Origin of the sequence: Alcaligenes sp. Lyrl_28, from assembly GCF_051948705.1 — a bacterium.
Taxonomy (GTDB): Bacteria; Pseudomonadota; Gammaproteobacteria; order Burkholderiales; family Burkholderiaceae_B; genus Alcaligenes; species Alcaligenes ammonioxydans.
The window spans coordinates 300,573-318,936 of sequence record NZ_JAYJLG010000002.1 but is presented as its reverse complement, the minus strand read 5'-3'; the positions used below and the strand labels follow the sequence as shown (position 1 = coordinate 318,936).

The 18,364-nt window shown below is 58.7% G+C and carries 14 protein-coding genes and 1 other RNA gene; 1 reads left to right on the top strand and 14 read right to left on the bottom strand.

What is annotated here, in order from left to right; genetic code table 11:
* Positions 1-127: 127 nt before the first annotated feature.
* The 14 genes from ftsA to rnpB all read right to left on the bottom strand — a co-directional run bounded on the left by ftsA (position 128) and on the right by rnpB (position 16,480).
* Positions 128-1,354, bottom strand: coding sequence for a cell division protein FtsA (ftsA, locus tag VF694_RS06090; protein WP_003803541.1), 1,227 nt, complete (start codon positions 1,352-1,354; stop codon positions 128-130).
* Between the two features lie 7 nt (positions 1,355-1,361).
* Positions 1,362-2,153 (bottom strand): cell division protein FtsQ/DivIB, encoded by a 792-nt coding sequence (locus tag VF694_RS06085; RefSeq protein ID WP_440163923.1) that lies wholly within the window; start codon positions 2,151-2,153, stop codon positions 1,362-1,364.
* A gap of 17 nt (positions 2,154-2,170) precedes the next feature.
* Entirely contained in the window at positions 2,171-3,121 is a 951-nt protein-coding gene (locus tag VF694_RS06080; RefSeq protein ID WP_003803545.1) for a D-alanine--D-alanine ligase, read from the bottom strand.
* Positions 3,118-4,524, bottom strand: coding sequence for a UDP-N-acetylmuramate--L-alanine ligase (murC, locus tag VF694_RS06075; protein WP_003803547.1), 1,407 nt, complete (start codon positions 4,522-4,524; stop codon positions 3,118-3,120). Before murC ends, VF694_RS06080 begins: the two co-directional genes overlap by 4 nt.
* Positions 4,521-5,594, bottom strand: coding sequence for an undecaprenyldiphospho-muramoylpentapeptide beta-N-acetylglucosaminyltransferase (gene murG / locus VF694_RS06070; protein ID WP_003803549.1), 1,074 nt, complete (start codon positions 5,592-5,594; stop codon positions 4,521-4,523). The genes murC and murG overlap by 4 nt, the downstream gene beginning before the upstream one ends.
* Positions 5,591-6,784: a putative lipid II flippase FtsW gene (gene ftsW / locus VF694_RS06065; RefSeq protein ID WP_003803551.1), complete on the bottom strand. Its 1,194-nt coding sequence runs from the start codon at positions 6,782-6,784 to the stop codon at positions 5,591-5,593. Before ftsW ends, murG begins: the two co-directional genes overlap by 4 nt.
* Positions 6,781-8,310 carry a UDP-N-acetylmuramoyl-L-alanine--D-glutamate ligase gene (gene murD, locus VF694_RS06060; RefSeq protein WP_003803553.1) on the bottom strand — a complete coding sequence of 510 codons (1,530 nt, stop codon included), beginning with the start codon at positions 8,308-8,310 and terminating at the stop codon, positions 6,781-6,783. Before murD ends, ftsW begins: the two co-directional genes overlap by 4 nt.
* Complete coding sequence (gene mraY, locus VF694_RS06055) at positions 8,307-9,479, bottom strand: phospho-N-acetylmuramoyl-pentapeptide-transferase (protein WP_003803555.1); 1,173 nt, start codon at positions 9,477-9,479, stop codon at positions 8,307-8,309. The genes murD and mraY overlap by 4 nt, the downstream gene beginning before the upstream one ends.
* Positions 9,469-12,246 carry a bifunctional UDP-N-acetylmuramoyl-L-alanyl-D-glutamate--2,6-diaminopimelate ligase MurE/UDP-N-acetylmuramoyl-tripeptide--D-alanyl-D-alanine ligase MurF gene (gene murF / locus VF694_RS06050; RefSeq protein ID WP_003803557.1) on the bottom strand — a complete coding sequence of 926 codons (2,778 nt, stop codon included), beginning with the start codon at positions 12,244-12,246 and terminating at the stop codon, positions 9,469-9,471. The genes mraY and murF overlap by 11 nt, the downstream gene beginning before the upstream one ends.
* A complete protein-coding gene (locus tag VF694_RS06045) occupies positions 12,243-13,982 on the bottom strand; it encodes a peptidoglycan D,D-transpeptidase FtsI family protein (protein ID WP_003803558.1) in 1,740 nt (579 codons plus the stop codon). The genes murF and VF694_RS06045 overlap by 4 nt, the downstream gene beginning before the upstream one ends.
* Positions 13,979-14,281 carry a cell division protein FtsL gene (gene ftsL / locus VF694_RS06040; protein ID WP_003803561.1) on the bottom strand — a complete coding sequence of 101 codons (303 nt, stop codon included), beginning with the start codon at positions 14,279-14,281 and terminating at the stop codon, positions 13,979-13,981. Before ftsL ends, VF694_RS06045 begins: the two co-directional genes overlap by 4 nt.
* Complete coding sequence (rsmH, locus tag VF694_RS06035; RefSeq protein WP_003803562.1) at positions 14,278-15,348, bottom strand: 16S rRNA (cytosine(1402)-N(4))-methyltransferase RsmH; 1,071 nt, start codon at positions 15,346-15,348, stop codon at positions 14,278-14,280. The genes ftsL and rsmH overlap by 4 nt, the downstream gene beginning before the upstream one ends.
* Positions 15,349-15,355: 7 nt before the next feature.
* Positions 15,356-15,784, bottom strand: a complete 429-nt coding sequence (gene mraZ / locus VF694_RS06030; protein WP_440163919.1) for a division/cell wall cluster transcriptional repressor MraZ — start codon at positions 15,782-15,784, stop codon at positions 15,356-15,358.
* A 289-nt stretch (positions 15,785-16,073) separates the two neighbouring features.
* An RNA gene (gene rnpB, locus VF694_RS06025) (RNase P RNA component class A) lies at positions 16,074-16,480 on the bottom strand.
* A gap of 65 nt (positions 16,481-16,545) precedes the next feature.
* Between rnpB and VF694_RS06020 the strand changes: the two genes are divergently transcribed.
* Positions 16,546-18,360 (top strand): ATP-binding cassette domain-containing protein, encoded by a 1,815-nt coding sequence (locus VF694_RS06020; protein ID WP_440163918.1) that lies wholly within the window; start codon positions 16,546-16,548, stop codon positions 18,358-18,360.
* Positions 18,361-18,364 lie beyond the last annotated feature (4 nt).

The following is an 18,364-nucleotide window of genomic DNA, read 5'->3' as shown; positions in this document are numbered from 1 at the left end:
CTTCCCCGATACAACCAAAATTTGGAATCAGCTCAAAACATCTGCCAACCAGGGGGTTCGCACCCGGTTTGAACTGCCTCCCGGACCGCCCTTTCAGGCGGCCCGACCTGAGCGTCTTGCAACGCCCTTAATTCATAAACCATTCTTTCATGCGGGCCACCAGACCTTTGACACTGCCTTTTTGCTGTGCCACCTTGCGACCACGCGCACTTTGCAGGCGGGCTTCCGTCAACAGGCCCATCACCGTCGAAAAGCGCGGGTTGCGCATCACATCCGCCAGGCTGCCTTCGTAGCTGGGCACCGCAATACGCACCGGTTTCAGGAATACGTCCTCGGCCAGTTCCACAATGCCCGGCAACATGGCCGTGCCACCAGTCAGCACCACGCCCGACGACAGCAGATCTTCGTAGCCCGACTCGCGCAGGCTTTGTTGCACAAACGTGAACAACTCCTCGACGCGTGGCTCAATCACGGCACCTAAAGCCTGGCGCTTGACCTGACGGTTGGGACGATCGCCCAAACCGGGCACTTCGATCATTTCCTCGGGATGAGCCAGCGATTGCTTGGCAACCCCAAAGCGCAACTTGATTTCTTCCGCATCTGGCGTCGGCGTGCGCAGCATGGCAGCGATATCGCTGGTGATCTGGTCGCCGGCAATCGGGATCACATCGGTGTGACGGATGGCACCGCCGGTGTAAATGGCAATATCGGTCGTACCGCCGCCAATATCCACCAGCACTACGCCCAGCTCTTTCTCATCGGCCGTCAGGCAGGACAGGCTGGAGGCCAAAGGCTGCAAGATCAGATCCTGCACTTCCAGGCCGCAACGGCGCACGCACTTGACAATGTTCTGGGCGGCACTGACGGCACCAGTCACAATGTGTACCCGCACTTCCAGACGCAGCCCGCTCATGCCGATAGGCTCGCGGATGTCCTCTTGCGAGTCCACGATGAATTCCTGCGTCAGCACATGCAGCACCTGCTGATCGGTAGGGATATTTACGGCCTTGGCCGTTTCGATCACACGCGCCACATCCGTGGCGGTCACTTCCTTATCCTTTACCGCCACCATGCCACTGGAGTTGAAGCTGGTGATGTGGCTGCCCGCAATTCCGGTATAGACTTCGCGGATCTTGCAGTCAGCCATCAGCTCGGCCTCTTCCAGCGCACGCTGAATGGAATTGACCGTCGTCTCGATATTGACGACTACCCCTTTGCGCATGCCCTGGGATTCATGCTGGCCCAGACCAAGCACTTCAAACCGGCCTTCCGGCAGCACTTCGGCTACCACCGCAACCACTTTGCTGGTGCCGATATCCAATGCAACGATCAGGTCTTTGATGTCACGAGTCATATGTTCTTTACTTCACAGGGGTAGATGAAACCGGAGCCAGCGTTATCGCAAAGCCATTCGGGTAACGTAAGTCGGCACTTTGCAAAGCACGGTCGCCAAGCCGCTGCATCAAGGCAGGCCATGCCTGCACAAATCGTTCAACACGAACCGCAAAGGGCAAAGCCCCTTTACGACCGTGGGGGTCTGCAATATCCGCTGCCGGGTCGCGGCCCAGGCTCAGCTGCATTCCGTTGGACAACACCACATCCCAGGCATAGCGCGGGCTCAGGGTCACTTCACTGACCTGCACGTCCAGAGGTCCGAACCAGCGAGCCAGCTCGGCATACCGTTGCACCACCAGACGCTCCGAGTTCGGAGGGCCGCTTAACTGGGGCAAATCCATTTCATCGGGCACCACCGCCTTGTTGGCAGAAAACGATTCACCCCAGGTGTTGATCATTTCGTCTTCGTTCCAATAGGCCAGCGGCTGCTGCTCTTCAATCCGTACTGATAGGCTGTTGGGCCAGACGCGCCGGATCTGCGCGCGTCGTACCCAGGGGGCCGTTTCAATCAAGGCGCGGGATTGGTCCAGATCGACGGTGAAGAAGTTGCCTTGCAGGCGACCGGCGATAGTGGCTTTCACCCCTTCTGCCGTGACGTAGGCCAGCGGCTCGCCTTGCGCGGACTCGATCTGAATGCGCTCGATATTGAAGTACGGACGACGCACAGCCCAAATCACAACACCGATCACCAATGCCGATACTGCTAGCAGAGCCAGCGTATTGGCGATCAGGTTGGTCAGACGTGCATCGGAAAACATGAATCAGGCTCCCCGTTCTATAGGCTGCGGGCAATAGCCTGCACTTTGCAGCGGGCTGTTGCCAAAATGTTCACGCACAACTGGGCATAGCTGATGCCCTCCGCTTTGGCTGCCATCGGCACCAGCGAGTGGCTGGTCATGCCAGGAGAGGTGTTCATCTCCAGCAACCAGGGACGATTTTGCTCGTCCAGCATAAAATCGGCACGGCCCCAGCCTTCACAGCCCAGCGCATTAAAGGCGCGGACCGACAAATCCTGGATGTGGGCCGTCAATTCAGGCGACAAATCCGCCGGGCAGAAGTATTGGGTTTCGTCCGAGTAGTACTTGTGCTCGAAGTCGTAGTTACCCTGGGGCGCCACAATATCGATGACGGGCAAGGCGCGTGCCTGCTCACCCTGGCCGATAATGGGCACCGTCAGCTCGCGACCACGAATGAATTGCTCAGCCAGCACAACCGTGTCGTAATGCATGGCGGTTTCAAAGGCGGCGACCGCCTGATCGGCACGGTCCACACGCACGACACCGACCGTAGAACCTTCGTGGGGCGGCTTCATGATCAGCGGTACGCCCAGACGCTCCACTGCCCCAGCAACCTGGCTGACATGATCCAGCTGCGCAAAGCCGGGGGTTGGCAGACCCAGGTGCTGCCACACATGCTTGGTCATGATCTTGTCCATGGCCAGGCTGGAGGCCATCACACCGCTGCCGGTGTAAGGGATGCCCAACCATTCCAAGGCTCCCTGCAACGTGCCATCTTCGCCGTAACGACCATGCAAAGCGATAAACACACGATCAAAGCCAGCCTGCGCCAGTTCGGTCAATCCTTTCTCGCCCATATCGAACAAATGCGCGTCCACACCCATGCTACGCAGGGCTTCATGCACACCTTGACCGGACATCAAGGACACTTCCCGTTCGGCGGACTTGCCGCCGTACAACACGCCGACCCGACCAAAATCCGCAGTCATGCCATTTCTCCCAGTTGAGCAGGAATCCGGCTGATGGACCCTGCACCCATTACCAACACCACATCGCCGTCACGGACAAAGTCCAGTACGGCTTGTGCCATATCGCTGATTTCGGCCACGAAAATGGGTTCGACCTTGCCGAGCACACGCACTGCGCGACTCAAGGCTCGGCCATCGGCGGCCACAAGGGGGGCCTCGCCAGCGGGATACACTTCTCCGAGAAGAACCGCATCGGCCTGGCTGAGCACCTGCACGAAATCTTCAAAGCAATCACGGGTACGCGTATAGCGGTGCGGCTGGAACGCCAACACGATCCGGCGATCTGGCCAAGCACCCCGTGCGGCCGCCAAGGTAGCAGCCATTTCGACAGGATGGTGACCATAATCGTCAACAACGGTAAACGTGCCGCCGCCTTGCGACTGGGGAACCGGGAAGTCGCCCACCAGGGAGAAACGACGGCCCACACCGGTAAACTCTTTCAGACCGCGGGCAATGACCTCGTCGCTCACGCCCAGTTCCGTGGCCACGGCGATAGCCGCCAAGGCATTGAGTACATTGTGTTTTCCGGGCAGGTTCAGGCACACGGACAACAAGGGAAGGTCGCCGCTCGCCCCCTTGCGCTGCACATCAAAACACATGGTGGTACCACGGCTTTCAATGTTGACTGCACGTACCTGAGCCTCCGTATCAATGCCATACGTGGTGACAGGGCGCGATACAAAAGGAATGATTTCGCGTACATTGGCATCGTCGTTACAGACGATGGCACTACCGTAGAACGGCAGACGGTGTGTGAAATCGATAAAGGCGCTTTTCAGTCGGGCCACATCATGACCATAGGTATCCATATGGTCCACGTCGATATTGGTGATGATGGCCATCACCGGCAACAGGTTCAGGAACGAAGCGTCGGATTCGTCGGCTTCCACCACGATGTAATCGCCCTGCCCGAGTCGGGCGTTGGCACCGGCTGAATTCAGGCGTCCGCCAATCACAAAAGTCGGGTCCAGATCGGCGGCCCCCAGCAAACTGGCCACCAGACTGGTGGTGGTGGTCTTGCCGTGAGTACCGGCCACCGCAATGCCGCGCTTCAGGCGCATCAGTTCAGCCAGCATCAGGGCGCGAGGCACGACAGGAATGCGCGCAGCACGAGCAGCCAGCACTTCGGGGTTATCGCCGGCAATCGCGGTCGATGTGACGATCGCGCCCATGCCGGCGACGTTTTCCGCCTTGTGGCCGATAACAATACGGGCGCCAAGCTGCTCCAGGCGACGAGTGACCGCCGTTTCCTGAATATCGGACCCACTGATGGCAAAGCCCAGGTTCAGCATGACCTCGGCAATGCCGCTCATGCCCGAACCGCCAATCCCTACAAAATGAATACGTTGAATGCGGTGTTTCATCTCACCCTCCTTGCCGCCTGCTGACATGCTTCGGCAATTTGCTGCGTGGCATTCAACTGTGCATGTTCTTGCGCGTGGCTGGCCACACGACTTAACTCTTCACGATCCAGCCCTTGCAACCACTGTGCAAGCCACTGGGCCGTCAACTCCGATTGTTTCTTGAGCCACGCGCCCGAACAGTCGCTCAGATAACGGGCGTTGGCTGTCTGGTGGTCGTCAATGGCATGAGGTAGCGGCACAAACAGGGCGGCCACCCCGATGGCGGCAACTTCGGCCACCGTCATGGCGCCAGCTCGGCAAATCAGCACATCAGCCTCTTTCATGGCCTGCGCCATGTCACCAATAAAGGCAGTGCACTCGGCCTGCACCTGATGCTGTGCATAGCGTTGTTGCAAGCTGTCCAGATGCTGCTGGCCGGACTGATGCGTGATCTGCGGACGCTGCTCGGGCGGGATCAAGGCCAAGGCCTCGGGTACCACCTGGTTCAGCGCGGCGGCCCCCAGGCTGCCACCCACCACCAACAGGCGCAAGGGACCGCTACGTTTGGCATAGCGTTCAGCGGCAGGGCCTTGACCCACGAAGGCGTCCCGCACCGGGTTGCCGACTGTCACCGCACCGGGCAAGGCGCCGGGAAAACCGGTCAGCACGCGGGTCGCCATTTTGGCCAGATAGCGGTTGGCCGTTCCCGCCACCGCATTTTGCTCATGCACCACCAGCGGGCGACGCGACACAAAGGACATCAGCCCCCCCGGAAAGGCGACATAGCCGCCCATGCCCAGCACGACATCCGGTTTGGCTTGCTGCAGACAGCGATGCGCCTGCCAGCAGGCACTGAGCAAGGTAAAGGGTAAGGAGAGCAACGCTTTCACGCCTTTGCCTCGTAATCCGGAAAATCGCAGAGGCAGCATTTTAATCCCATGCTGAGGAACCAGGCTACCTTCCATACGCTCTGGATGCCCCAGCCACAGCACGTTCCAGCCGCGCTGCTGCATGGCCTGTGCCACGGCCAGACCAGGCATGATATGCCCGCCCGTGCCGCCTGCCATGATCAGAATGGTTGGCGTGCTCATGTGCGCTTACCTCGCATCATTTGCCGGTTCTCAAAATCCACCCGCAGCAACAAGGCAAAGGCCATCAGATTCATCACAATCCCCGAGCCGCCATAACTGACCAAAGGCAAGGTCAGCCCTTTGGTCGGCAACAGACCCAGCACCACGCCAATGTTGATGAAAGCCTGCACGCCAAACCACAAAGCCACGCCTTGGGCAACGATGCCGCTAAAAAGACGATCCATTGCACTGGCCTGGCGGCCGATATTGAAGCTGCGCCAGACCAGAAAGCCAAAGGTCAGGATCAGGGCGGAAACACCCACAAAACCCAGTTCCTCGCCTATCACGGCAACGATAAAGTCGGTATGCGCTTCAGGCAGGTAATGCAGCTTTTCCACGCTGGAACCCAGGCCCACCCCAAACCATTCGCCACGACCCAGCGCAATGAGCGAATGCGACAGCTGATAAGCACTGCCATAGGCGTTATCAGGATTCCAGGGGTCCAGATAAACGAAAAGCCGCTCCCGACGCCAGGGAGAGAGCCAGATCAGCAAAAGAAAACTGCTGACCAGTATGCCCAGCAACGCCGAGAACAACTTGCCATTGATTCCGCCGATAAACAAAATGCCCACGGCAATGGCCACAATCACCATGAAGGCGCCCAGATCGGGCTCCATCAGCAACAGAACCCCCACCAGGCCCAAGGCCACAGCCATAGGCAAAAAGCCCCGCACAAAGGTTTGCAAATGCTGCTGCTTGCGCACCGTGTAATCGGCGGCGTACAGCACCATGGCTACCTTCATCAGTTCCGAGGGCTGGAAGTTGATGATGCCCAGGGGCAACCAACGGCGCGCCCCGTTCACCTCACGACCAATGCCGGGAATCAGAACCACCAGCAAAAGAAAAATGGAAAATGCAAACAGGGGGACGGCCAGCTTCTGCCAGACCCGCATGGGTACGGTGGCCGTGAACATGGCCAGCACCACCCCAACCACAATGAACAGAGCGTGGCGAATGACAAAATAGTAGCGGCCGTAGCTTTCATAGCGTGGTCCGTCTGCCAGAGCGATCGAGGCCGAGTACACCATCAGCAGCCCGAACAGGGTCAGCATCAGCGTGGCCGCCAACAAGGGGCGATCAAACACGGGTAATGCCGTACGTCCAGGGCGAACGGCATTGACACCCGAGGTCAGCTCAGCAAACAGACTCATGCCAGCTCTCCTCTATCCAGAGCCATTTCAGTGACTGCCGCCACAAAGCACAGACCACGATGGTGATAGCTCTTGAACATATCCATGCTGGCGCAGGCAGGCGACAGCAACACCACATCACCCGAACGCGCTTGCCCGGCGGCAGCCTGCACGGCCGCTTCCAAGCCCTCGCAAAAACGATGAGGAATATCGTGGGCCTGCAAAACAGCAGCGATCAATCTGGCATCCTGGCCGATCAAGAACACCTCTGCCACGCTATGCTTGGCGGCCATCGCCAAAGGTTCAAAGTCCTGCCCCTTGCCCAAACCTCCCGCAATCAGCCAGACACGCTGATCAAAGCCACGCAGGGCAGCAACAGTAGCGCCCACATTCGTGCCTTTGCTGTCGTCCAGATACTGAACGCCATCGAGCACACGTACCAGCTCCACGCGATGAGGTTCGCCTTGATAGGTGCGCAGGCCATTGAGCAGCTCGGCCCAACCCAGCCCCAGGCAGCGGGCCAGCAAAAGGGCGGCTTGTGCATTCAAGGCGTTATGACGACCCTTGATCTGCAAGGCCTCAACCGGCATCAGCCGCTTCAGGCCCCCTTTGCCACGAACAGTTCCTGCCGCGGCTGCGTGACGTTTTTTCAGGCCGGTGGCGGGCAGCTCAAAATCGGTAGGCTCGTTGGCCACCAGCCATTGCATGCCACCATCGGTCTGCAAGCCCAGATCACCCAGCAACACGGGCTTGTCCAGCCCAAAGCTGCGCACGGATTCTTGACTGGCATCGGAAATCATCGCCATGACGACAGGATCGTCACGGTTGACCAGAGCCACATCGCACATGCCATACAAACGCTGTTTGGACTGAACGTAGGCGTCCATGCCGCCATGCCAATCCAGGTGATCCTGGGAAATATTCAACACGACCGCCGCATCGGCCCGCAGACTGAACGTGCTATCGAGCTGGAAGCTGGACAACTCAAGCACCCACACTTGGGGCAAAGCCTGACTTTCCAGAGCATCGCACAAGGCAGTCAAGGCAGCAGGGCTGATATTGCCCACGGCCCGCGCAGAGATACCGGCTTGCTCCAGCAAGTGGCGTGTCATGGCTGTAACGGTGGTTTTACCGTTGGTGCCGGTCACGGCGAGCACGCGGCTTTCCTGCCCTTGATCGGCCAGGTCCTTCAAGGCCCGAGCAAACAGCTCGATCTCGCCGATGATCTCGATGCCACGCTCCCGAGCCTGAGCCAAAAAGGCGGCCAGGGTGGGCTCCAGCGGCGACAGACCGGGACTGAGCACCAGCGTGTGTACATCCTTCAGGCTTTCGGTTTGCAAGGCCTGCGTGCCCAGACGCACATCCAGCGGTTCGCGGCTCAGCGCCTGGAGCGTGTCCAGACCCTGCACCGTTTCACGCGTATCCGCCAAACGGATACCGGCTCCCTGGGCCAAGCACCAGCGAGCCGCAGCAAAGCCGGTCTCGCCTAACCCGAGGATAAGCATGAGACCGTCTTTGCGGATCGAAGGAAAACTCAGGGCATTCATCGCAATTTCAATGTAGACAGACCAATCATGACCAGCATCATGGTGATGATCCAGAAGCGGACCACCACCTGGGTTTCTTTCCAACCGCTGACTTCAAAGTGATGATGCAGCGGTGCCATCCGGAATATTCGCCTTCCCTGCCCGTAGCGCTTCTTGGTGTATTTGAACCAGGTCACCTGCAGCATGACCGACAAGGTTTCGACCACAAACACGCCACCCATAATGAACAGCACAATTTCCTGGCGTACGATCACGGCAATCGTGCCCAGCGCTCCGCCCAGGGCCAGTGCCCCTACGTCACCCATGAACACTTGCGCGGGATAGGCGTTGAACCACAGAAAAGCCAGACCTGCACCAGCGATGGCCGCGCAGATCACCAGCAGTTCGCCCGCGCCGGGTATATAGGGAAACAACAGATATTTGGAGTAGTCCACCCGACCGACAACGTAGGCAAAAATACCCAGGGCGGAACCCACCAGCACGGTGGGCATGATGGCCAGCCCATCCAGACCATCGGTCAGATTGACAGCGTTGCTCGAGCCCACAATCACCGCCCAGGTCAAGACCACAAAACCGAGCACACCCAGCGGGTAACTCACAGACTTGAAAAAGGGCACGATCAGGTCAGCCTGAGCTGGCAGGGACATGGTGAAACCGCTCAAGACCCATTCTTTGAACAAAGGCCACAATTCGGTATTGGCGGGCACGGACACGGCAAAGCTCAGGTACACAGCCGCGATCATGCCGATCAAGGCTTGCCAGAAAAACTTTTGCCGAGAGGACATGCCCTCGGGGTCACGGTTCACCACTTTCTTGTAGTCGTCTGCCCAGCCAATCCAGCCAAAACCAAAGGTCACCAGCAAAACGACCCATACAAAACGATTGGTCCAGTCTGCCCACAACAGGGTACTGATACCGATGGAAATGAGAATGAGCACACCGCCCATGGTGGGGGTGCCGTTCTTTTGCAAATGCGACTCGGGGCCATAGGCACGCACAGCCTGACCAATTTTCAGCTCAGTCAGCTTGCGAATAACCCAGGGACCCGCCAACAAGCCAATGGCCAGGGCGGTTGCGCTGGCCAAAATAGCACGCAGGGTGATGTACTCAAACACCGCGAAGGCGCGAATATGATCGTCCGAGAGCCAGCGTGCCAGTTCAAGAAGCATGGGTAGCCCCCTCGTTACGGGAGAAGTGGCTCTCCAGCGCAGCCACCACGCGCTCCATACGGGCGCTGCGCGACCCCTTGATCAGCACATGGGACGGCTCCAGGGCCAGCAGGTAAGACACCATGTCTTCCAGAGTTTCGAACTGATGCGCACGCGCGCCAAAGGCTTGGGCGGCATGACTCGCATCGCCTCCCAGGGTCAGCAACTCATCCATGCCCCGCTCTTTGGCATAGGCACCCACTTCGGCATGCAGTTCGGAGCTGTTGTCACCGATCTCGGCCATATTGCCCAGCACCAGCACCTTGCGTCCTTTCAGTTGGGCCAGCACATCAATCGCGGCACGTACCGAATCCGGGTTGGCGTTGTAGGTATCGTCAATCAGTTGATAACCGGAGGACAGTTGCTTGGGCTGCATGCGGCCCGTTACAGGACGGAAGCTCTCCAAGCCTTGCACAATCGCAGTCAAGGGAGCACCGGCGGCATGTGCACATGCCGCTGCGGCCAAGGCATTACGCAGATTATGAATACCAGGGCTGTGCAGGGTCAGGGCCGTAGACTGGCCGGCCACGTGCAGCACAAAGCGGGTTTGAGCAGGTTCGACGAACATGTCCGCCGCAAAAACGGTTTCCTGGCCGCTGAGACCAAAACGCAATACAGCGCGCGCCCCTGCCCGTTCAGCCCACATGGCGCTAAACGCATCGTCATCCGGAATGACCAAGGCACCATCCTGAGGCAGCGCATCAATGACAGCGCCATTTTCACGCGCCACCGCTTCCACGCTGTGCATGAACTCCTGGTGTTCGCGCTGGGCATTATTAATCAGAGCGATCGTGGGCCGTACCATCGCGGCCAGCACGGCGATCTCACCGGGGTGGTTCATGCCCATTTCAAGCACCGCGGCTTTATGCTCGGCACTCAGGCGCAGGATGGACAGGGGAACGCCCAGATCATTATTCAGGTTGCCGCGGGTGGCCAGGCTTTCCGACTCGCCCAGCCAGGCACGCAAAATCGCAGCAATCATTTCCTTGGTCGTTGTCTTGCCATTGCTGCCGGTCACGCCGATCATGGGAATGTCAAAACGCGAACGCCACTCGGTGGCCAGACTCATCAAGGCACGACGGGTATCGCCCAGCACAATTTGCGGCAGGTCCACACCAGGATCACGCTGCGCCACAATCGCCGCAACGGCACCCTGCTCCTTGGCTTTTTCCAGATAGCGGTGACCATCAAACTGCTCACCACTCAGGGCCAGAAACACCTCGCCTTTGCTCAGGCTGCGCGAATCCGTGCTCAAGCGTACGCCACGCAACCACAGCAAGGCGGCTTTCGCCCAGTCAGTGTCATCAAACACCGAGCGCTCGCCTTGTACTTCCTGATAGGTTTCATGGCCTTTGCCGGCCAGCAATACGATATCTTCCGGGCTGGCCGCCCAGATGGAGGACAGAATGGCACGGGCGCGATCCATTTGTACCGCTGGCGCCTCTGGCATGCCGGCCACAATCTGGCGAATGATCTCGGCGGGGTCTTCAAAACGGGGGTTGTCTGTGGTCACCAGCACGCTGTCGGCCAGACGGGCCGCCACCTCGCCCATGATGGGACGCTTAGTGGTGTCGCGATTACCGCCACAACCAAAGACACAAATCAGCTTGCCGCCGCGCACACGGGCGACGTCGCGCAGGGCTTGCAGGGCGCGCTCCAAGGCATCGGCCGTGTGGGCATAGTCCACCACAACCAGCGGCAAGGGCGAACGACCCGCCGTGCTCTTGGGTGTCACGATCTGCAAGCGGCCGGGAACCGACTCCAGCTTGTCCATGATGCGAGCGATCTTGGACACAGGCCAACCCACTTCCTGCAGCACACCGGCCACCAGCAAGAGGTTGGCCACGTTATGCTCACCGAGCAGATGGGTGAGAATCTGGGCGGTGCCATGAGCAGTGACCAGATTGAATACCTGGCCATCAGCACCGGTATGCACGTCCTGTGCCAGCAAATCCACATCGGGCTGGCTCATGGAGTAAGAAATCACACGCGCAGCCAGACCGGCCTGCATCAACTCACGGCCCATTGCATCATCAGCATTTACCACAGCGCTGCGCAAACCGGGCCAGCTGAACAGACGCAATTTGGCCTGCTTGTAGGCTTCCATGCTGTGGTGATAGTCCAGATGATCGTGGGTCAGGTTGGTAAACCCGGCAATATCAATACGGACACCATCCAGACGACCCTGCTCCAGACCGATGGACGAAGCTTCCAGCGCAACGGCATTGCCGCCTTGGGCACGAATAGCGGCCAGGCTACGGTGCACGGTCAATACATCCGGAGTAGTCAGGACACCCCCCAGATTGGAGCCATCGGGCAAGGTCACGCCCAACGTACCAATGGTGCCGCAAGGCACTTGAGAGTGATTCAGGGCGGAAGCCACCCACTGCACGGTCGATGTTTTGCCATTGGTGCCGGTCACAGCCACCACAGTCATGGCCTCGGAAGGACGTCCCCACCATTGGTGGGCCACTTCACCGAGCAAGGCGCTCAGGTTGGGGACCTGCAACACAGGCACGCCAGGATCGACAGTCTGATCGCCCTGCTCGCGCACAATGGCGACGGCCCCCTGCTGCACAGCCTGAACTTCATATTCACGACCATCCCCATGGTAGCCACGGCAGGCAAAAAACGCGTCACCCGCCTTGATCTGGCGGGAATCCAAACACAGATTGGCCGTGGGCGCGACATGCTGCGCCAGCCACTCCAATATTGCTGCGGCGTTCATCGTACATTCTCCGTACCGGGGCCAACAGCCACCAGCGAATCTATGGGCGCATCAGGCTGGACACCTAGGCGTCGCAAGCTCCGGGCCACAATTTCTGAAAAAACAGGCGCGGCAATACGCCCGCCGTAGTAGTTGGAACTATGGGGCTCGTCAATGGTGACGGCCACGACAATACGAGGATCGGAGACAGGCGCAAAACCGACAAAAGAGCCGCGATACAAGGACTTGCTGTAGCGTCCGTCCACAATCTTGCGCGCTGTACCGCTCTTGCCGGCTACGCGATACCCCTGAACCTGAGCCAGACGGGCGCCTGCCGGGCCGGCCGCGGCCTCCAGCATGGCACGCACTTCCGCAGCGACTTTGGGGGTGTAGACCTGAACACTGGCCGGTTTGCCTTCACGCTTGAGCAAAGTCATGGAGACCATGTCGCCATTACGCGCAAACGCCGTGTAGGCGTGGGCAATCTGCAGCAGGGAAACAGACAGGCCATAGCCATACGACATGGTGGCGCGTTCAATCGGACGCCAGCGCTCCCAGGGACGCAGCCGCCCACTGGCAATGCCCGGAAAATCGGCCTGAGGAGAACGGCCAAAGCCCAGCTCGGTAAACTTGTTCCACATTTCCTGCGAGGTAAGCCGCTCGGAAATCATGGTCATGCCAATATTGCTGGAACGACGCAAAATGCCGGCCGCATCCAGCATGCCGTTATTGCGGCTGACGTCGCTGATCACGCTGCCCTGATACCGATACTGGCCATTGCCTGTATTGAACTGGGTGGAGGTCGTGATGCGGTTGATGTCCAGCGCCAAGGCGACGGTGAACGGCTTCATGATCGAGCCGGGCTCAAAGGTGTCAGTCAGGGCACGGTTACGCAGGGCCGGACCCTTGCGGTCATCCCTGTCGTTGGGGTTGTAGGTAGGCAGATTCACCAGGGCCAGAATTTCCCCGGTTTTGACGTCCATGACCACGGCAGCCGCGGCATTGGCCTTGACGTCCTCCATCCCTTTTTTCAGTGCGGTGTAGGCATCAAACTGCAGGCCGGCATCAATCGACAAATGCAGGTCCTGGCCGTGAGTAGGCGGAATGATGGCGCGAACGTCTTCGACGACACGACCCAGACGATCCCGAATCACACGGCGCGAACCCGGTGTGCCCGACAAGGCGGAGTTGAAGGCCAGCTCAATACCTTCAATGCCTTGGTCCTCAATATTGGTAAAGCCCACAATGTGCGCCATCACATCCCCTTCGGGATAGAAGCGCCGCATTTCTTCCTGCTGGTGGATGCCCGGTATTTTCAGTTCCGCAATCTGGGCGGCAACGTCCACGTCCACTTGCCGCTTGATATAGACGAAATTGCGGTCCTCAACAGACAAACGGCGCTCGATATCGGACTGGCCCATACCCAACAGCTTGGCCAGTTGACCGATCTGCTCGGGCTTGGCATTGCGGGCATCATCGGGAATGGCCCAAATAGCCTTGACCGGCACACTGGAGGCCAGCACAACAGACCCGCTACGATCAAAAACCTTGCCACGCATGGGCGGCAGCACCTGGGTGCGCTCATAACGGCGCTCACCCTGCTGCTGCAAAAATTCGGTGGACAGGCCCTGTAAGTACAGGGCTTTGACGATCAATGCCCCAAAGCCCAGAAATAAAAGAACCAGCACCAAACGTGAGCGCCAGAACGGAATCTGCACGCTCAGGACGGGATTGTCGTGATAGCCGAATCGTCTCATGGGCGCCCCCCGGGCTGCGCCTGATTCGAACTCAACTCACCGCCTTGCAAGTAAAGCGTACGCTCCGGGGAGCTAAGCACCAGACCCAGCTCGTTGCGGCCGATGTCATCCACCCTGGCGTTACGCGCCAGTTCGGCACGCTCCAGTTGCAAGCGACGCCAATCCGTATCGAGCTCACGGGCCTTGGTGACCAAACGATCGGTTTGCACGAACAGCTCGCGCGCCTGATAGCGCGCCGTCACCAGGGAGATGGCCGACAGCATCAACACCAAAGAAAGGGTGATGACCAGGCGCATCATCGGCGGCCTCGCTTGCCAGCAGGCTGACGGCGGTAGGCGGCCTGTTGCAGCAGACGATCACTGGCGCTGCGCATCCAGTCCTGGGGAATGGGGGTAGCGGTGCGTTGCACCACGCGTAGTACCGCCGAGCGGGCTCGGGGATTGTCGCTGGACTCCTCATCCGTGGGCAGGATTCTGCCCAGCGACTGCACCAACGGTTGGGGCAAGTCTTTTTCAAGAATGGGTAGACGTGACTGTTCCTGCGCAGGGCGCGCAGCCGCGTTCATGAACTGTTTGACCATACGGTCCTCCAGCGAATGAAATGCAATCACCGCAAGCCTGCCACCCGTCGCCAATCGACTCAGAATTGACGGAAGCGCGTGCGCGAGCTCTTCGAGCTCACGATTGAGGTAAATCCGTATAGCCTGGAAGGTCCTGGTTGCCGGATGTTGACCCTTTTCGCGCGTGCGGACGACACCGGCGACGAGCTCGGCGAGATCACGCGTTGTATGTAGCGGGCGGGATTGGCGGCGATCAACAATCGCCTTTGCAATCTGGAAAGCAAACCGTTCTTCGCCATATTCTGCAATGACCTCCTTTAAATCTTCCACGCTGACGTCGGCCAGCCACTGTTCAGCGGTCAAACCGCCGCTGGTATCCATGCGCATGTCCAAAGGACCTTCACGCATGAAAGAAAAACCTCGTTGCGCGTCATCGATCTGAGGCGATGAAATGCCCAGATCCATCATGACGCCCTGCAATGGACCTGCATCCAGTTCATCCAGCGCTTGGGCCAGATCACCAAAACCACTATGCACCACCGTCACGCGGCTATCTTGTGCGGCCAGCTCCTGGGCCACGGCAATGGCCTGCGGGTCCTTGTCGATCACAATCAGGCGCCCCTGAGGACTTAGGTGCGACAGCAACAAGCGGCTGTGCCCACCCCGACCAAACGTGCAATCTACGTACACACCATCGACCTGCCCGTGCAGTGTGGGGTTCTGCGCCCAGCGCCGAGCCTCAAAGGACGGATCCACGAGGGCCGCCACCGTAGGCTCCAGCAGCACGGATCGATGTACCAGCGTCATGACTTACTCAGAAAGAAAAAGTGTCGAATACGTCTGTGGAGTTCTCTGCCAGATCCTGGGCCTGTCGGCGTTCCAGTTCCTGCGCATTCCACAACTCAAAATGGGTGGCCATACCCAGCAACATGGCGTCGCGCTCCAGACCAACTGCCGCGCGCAGTTCGGAAGCGATCAATATCCGACCAGCGGAGTCCAGATCAACGTCCTGAGCACTGCCCAGCAGCAGGCGTTGCAAGAAACGGGCACTCATGGGAAAGCGGGCAATCTGTTCGCGCTTTTCTTCCCACACACTGCGCGGATACACCAGCAAACAGCCGTCGGGATGGCGAGTGAGGGTCAAGCGGCCTTGTTCCTGCTGCAAAAGCGCGTCACGGTGCCGGGTCGGAATAGACATCCGCCCCTTTGCATCCAGTGTGAGTGCGCTGCTGCCTTGGAACACTTTTTCCCCCCACTTTTTTACACTATTTCCTACTTTTCCCCACTCTACGGGGGAAAGCCTTTGCGGTCAAGGCAGTGGTTGCAATTTTTTCAATCACAACAAGCACTTAGCGCACTATCCAAGAAGTGGCTAAAAAAAAATACTGAGTGAAATCAAGAAATTGCAGGGCGCATTAAAAGTGAATTGTTATAAAAACGCGCACGAGCGACTCTTGCCAAGGATTCATCGTCCTTAACAATTGCTTTCAAATGTGCGAAATCGGAGCAATTGGCAGCGCAGGCCGTAAGAAGTGTGAGACAGGCCTATAGGCCGGATTCTGTATGCCAGCGGGATTCCACTGGCCGGCAATCATTCCTCTGGACCGACCATTGCTGGCCGGTTCTAGCTACCTACCCGCATACTGAGACGAGCCGCCTCTCGGGCTAAAAGCCTGCGTATGCCTATTTGGTATTGCTCCGGGTAGAGGTTACCGCGTTTCACCCCACAGCACTTTGCACCGGAGTGCAAGAAAACACGGAAGTCGCCGTATCTGTGCCTGCTTGCGCAAGCCCTTGCTGTGGTCTCGTCTCTGTGGCCCTGTTCCTCGGCTCATCTGGCGTGGCGCCACACTTGCCGGACGGCTGTTAGCCGCTACCCTGCTCTATGGAGTCCGGACCTTCCTCGATGCTTGCGCACCGCGACTGCCCAGCCTGCCTCACAGATGCATTGTAACCTGCGACAATAGAGAAATTCGCAGGACGCGCTGTTTTATCTGGAGTCTTATGTCCACCAATCTGATTTCCCTGACCGATGCCCAGCTGGCATTCGGCCACCATGCTTTGCTGGACCACGCCGATCTGGTCATTCAAAGCAACGAACGTATCGGCCTGATCGGACGCAATGGTGCTGGCAAATCATCGCTGTTGAAAATTCTGGACCAACGTCAGGCTCCCGATGATGGGCAAGTCAAACGCCTGGGCGGTTTGATAGTGGCAACAGTCGAGCAAGAGCCCGAGCTGGACCCCACTCTCAGCATTTACGATTTACTGTGCGGCGATTTCACCGAAACCGAGGACTGGCAACGCCCGGCGCGTGTCAACGCCCTGATCGACAAGCTGGGCTTGAACCCGGATGCGCTCGCCGGCAGCCTGTCGGGCGGGCAGCGCAAACGCGTGGCCCTGGCCAATGCTTTGGTCAATGAACCCGATCTGCTCTTGCTGGACGAACCCACCAACCATCTGGACTTTGACGGCATTCTTTGGCTGGAACAACTGCTGCTGGACTTTCGCGGCAGCGCCGTCATCATTACCCACGATCGTCGTTTTCTGGACGTGGTGGCGACACGTATTGTCGAACTGGATCGTGGCAAGCTGTTTAGCTTTCCCGGTAACTTCAGCCAATGGCAGGAACGCAAGGGCGAGTACCTGGAAGCAGAAAAGCAACAAAATGCCAAGTTCGACAAATTTCTGGCTCAGGAAGAAGTCTGGATACGCAAAGGTGTGCAAGCACGCCGCACCCGCGACGAAGGCCGGGTACGACGCCTGGAACAACTGCGTCGCGACCGGGCCGAGCGACGTGAGCGCTCGGGAGACGTCAAGTTCGCCATATCTGAAGGCCAGCGCTCGGGCAAGCTGGTTGCCGAGTTGCAGGACGTCACACACGGCTACGATGACCGCATCCTGATCAAGAACTTCTCGACCGTACTGATGCGCGGTGACCGCATAGGCCTGATCGGCCACAATGGCGCGGGAAAAACCACCTTGCTACGCATCATGCTGGGGCTGCAAGAGCCCAATTCGGGCACCGTGCGCCACGGCACCAAGCTCAATATCGGCTATTTCGATCAGATGCGCAGCAACCTGGACGAAAATGCCACGCTGGCCGATACCATCAGCCCAGGCAGTGAATGGGTGGAAATCGGCAATCAGCGCAAGCACATCATGAGCTATCTGGAAGATTTCCTGTTCCCGGCTGCCCGCGCGCACTCCCCCGTGCGCAGCCTGTCCGGTGGCGAGCGCGCCCGCCTGGCTTTGGCCCGCATGTTTGCCCAGCCTACTAATGTATTAGTACTGGACGAACCGACCAACGATCTGGATATCGAAACCCTGGAGCTGCTGGAAGACCTGATTCAGGATTACACGGGCACCGTGCTGCTGGTCAGCCACGACCGTACCTTTCTGGACAACGTGGTCACCCAGGTGATTGCGGCCGAAGGCGACGGCCATTGGGGCGAGTATGTGGGTGGTTACGATGAGTGGCTGGCACAACGTCCGCAAGCCAAAGCCGAAACACCGGCAGCCAGCACGTCAACTCCCGTCGCTGCAGAAAAGCCTGCTGCTGAGCGCAACAACAAGGCTAACAAGCCTGGCCGTCTGGCTCCATGGGAAGAAAAGGAACTGGAAGCTTTGCCCGAGAAGATTGCGGCTATAGAAAGCCAGCAAGCCGAACTAGCGGAGCAACTGAGCGCACCGGATCTGTATAAAGATGGCTCTGCCCGAGCCGACGAGATCAACCAGCAACTGGATCAGCTCAACACTGACCTGGAGCAGTTATTTGAGCGTTGGGAAAAGCTGGAAGAAAAGCGCTTGGCCAGCTAAAGGG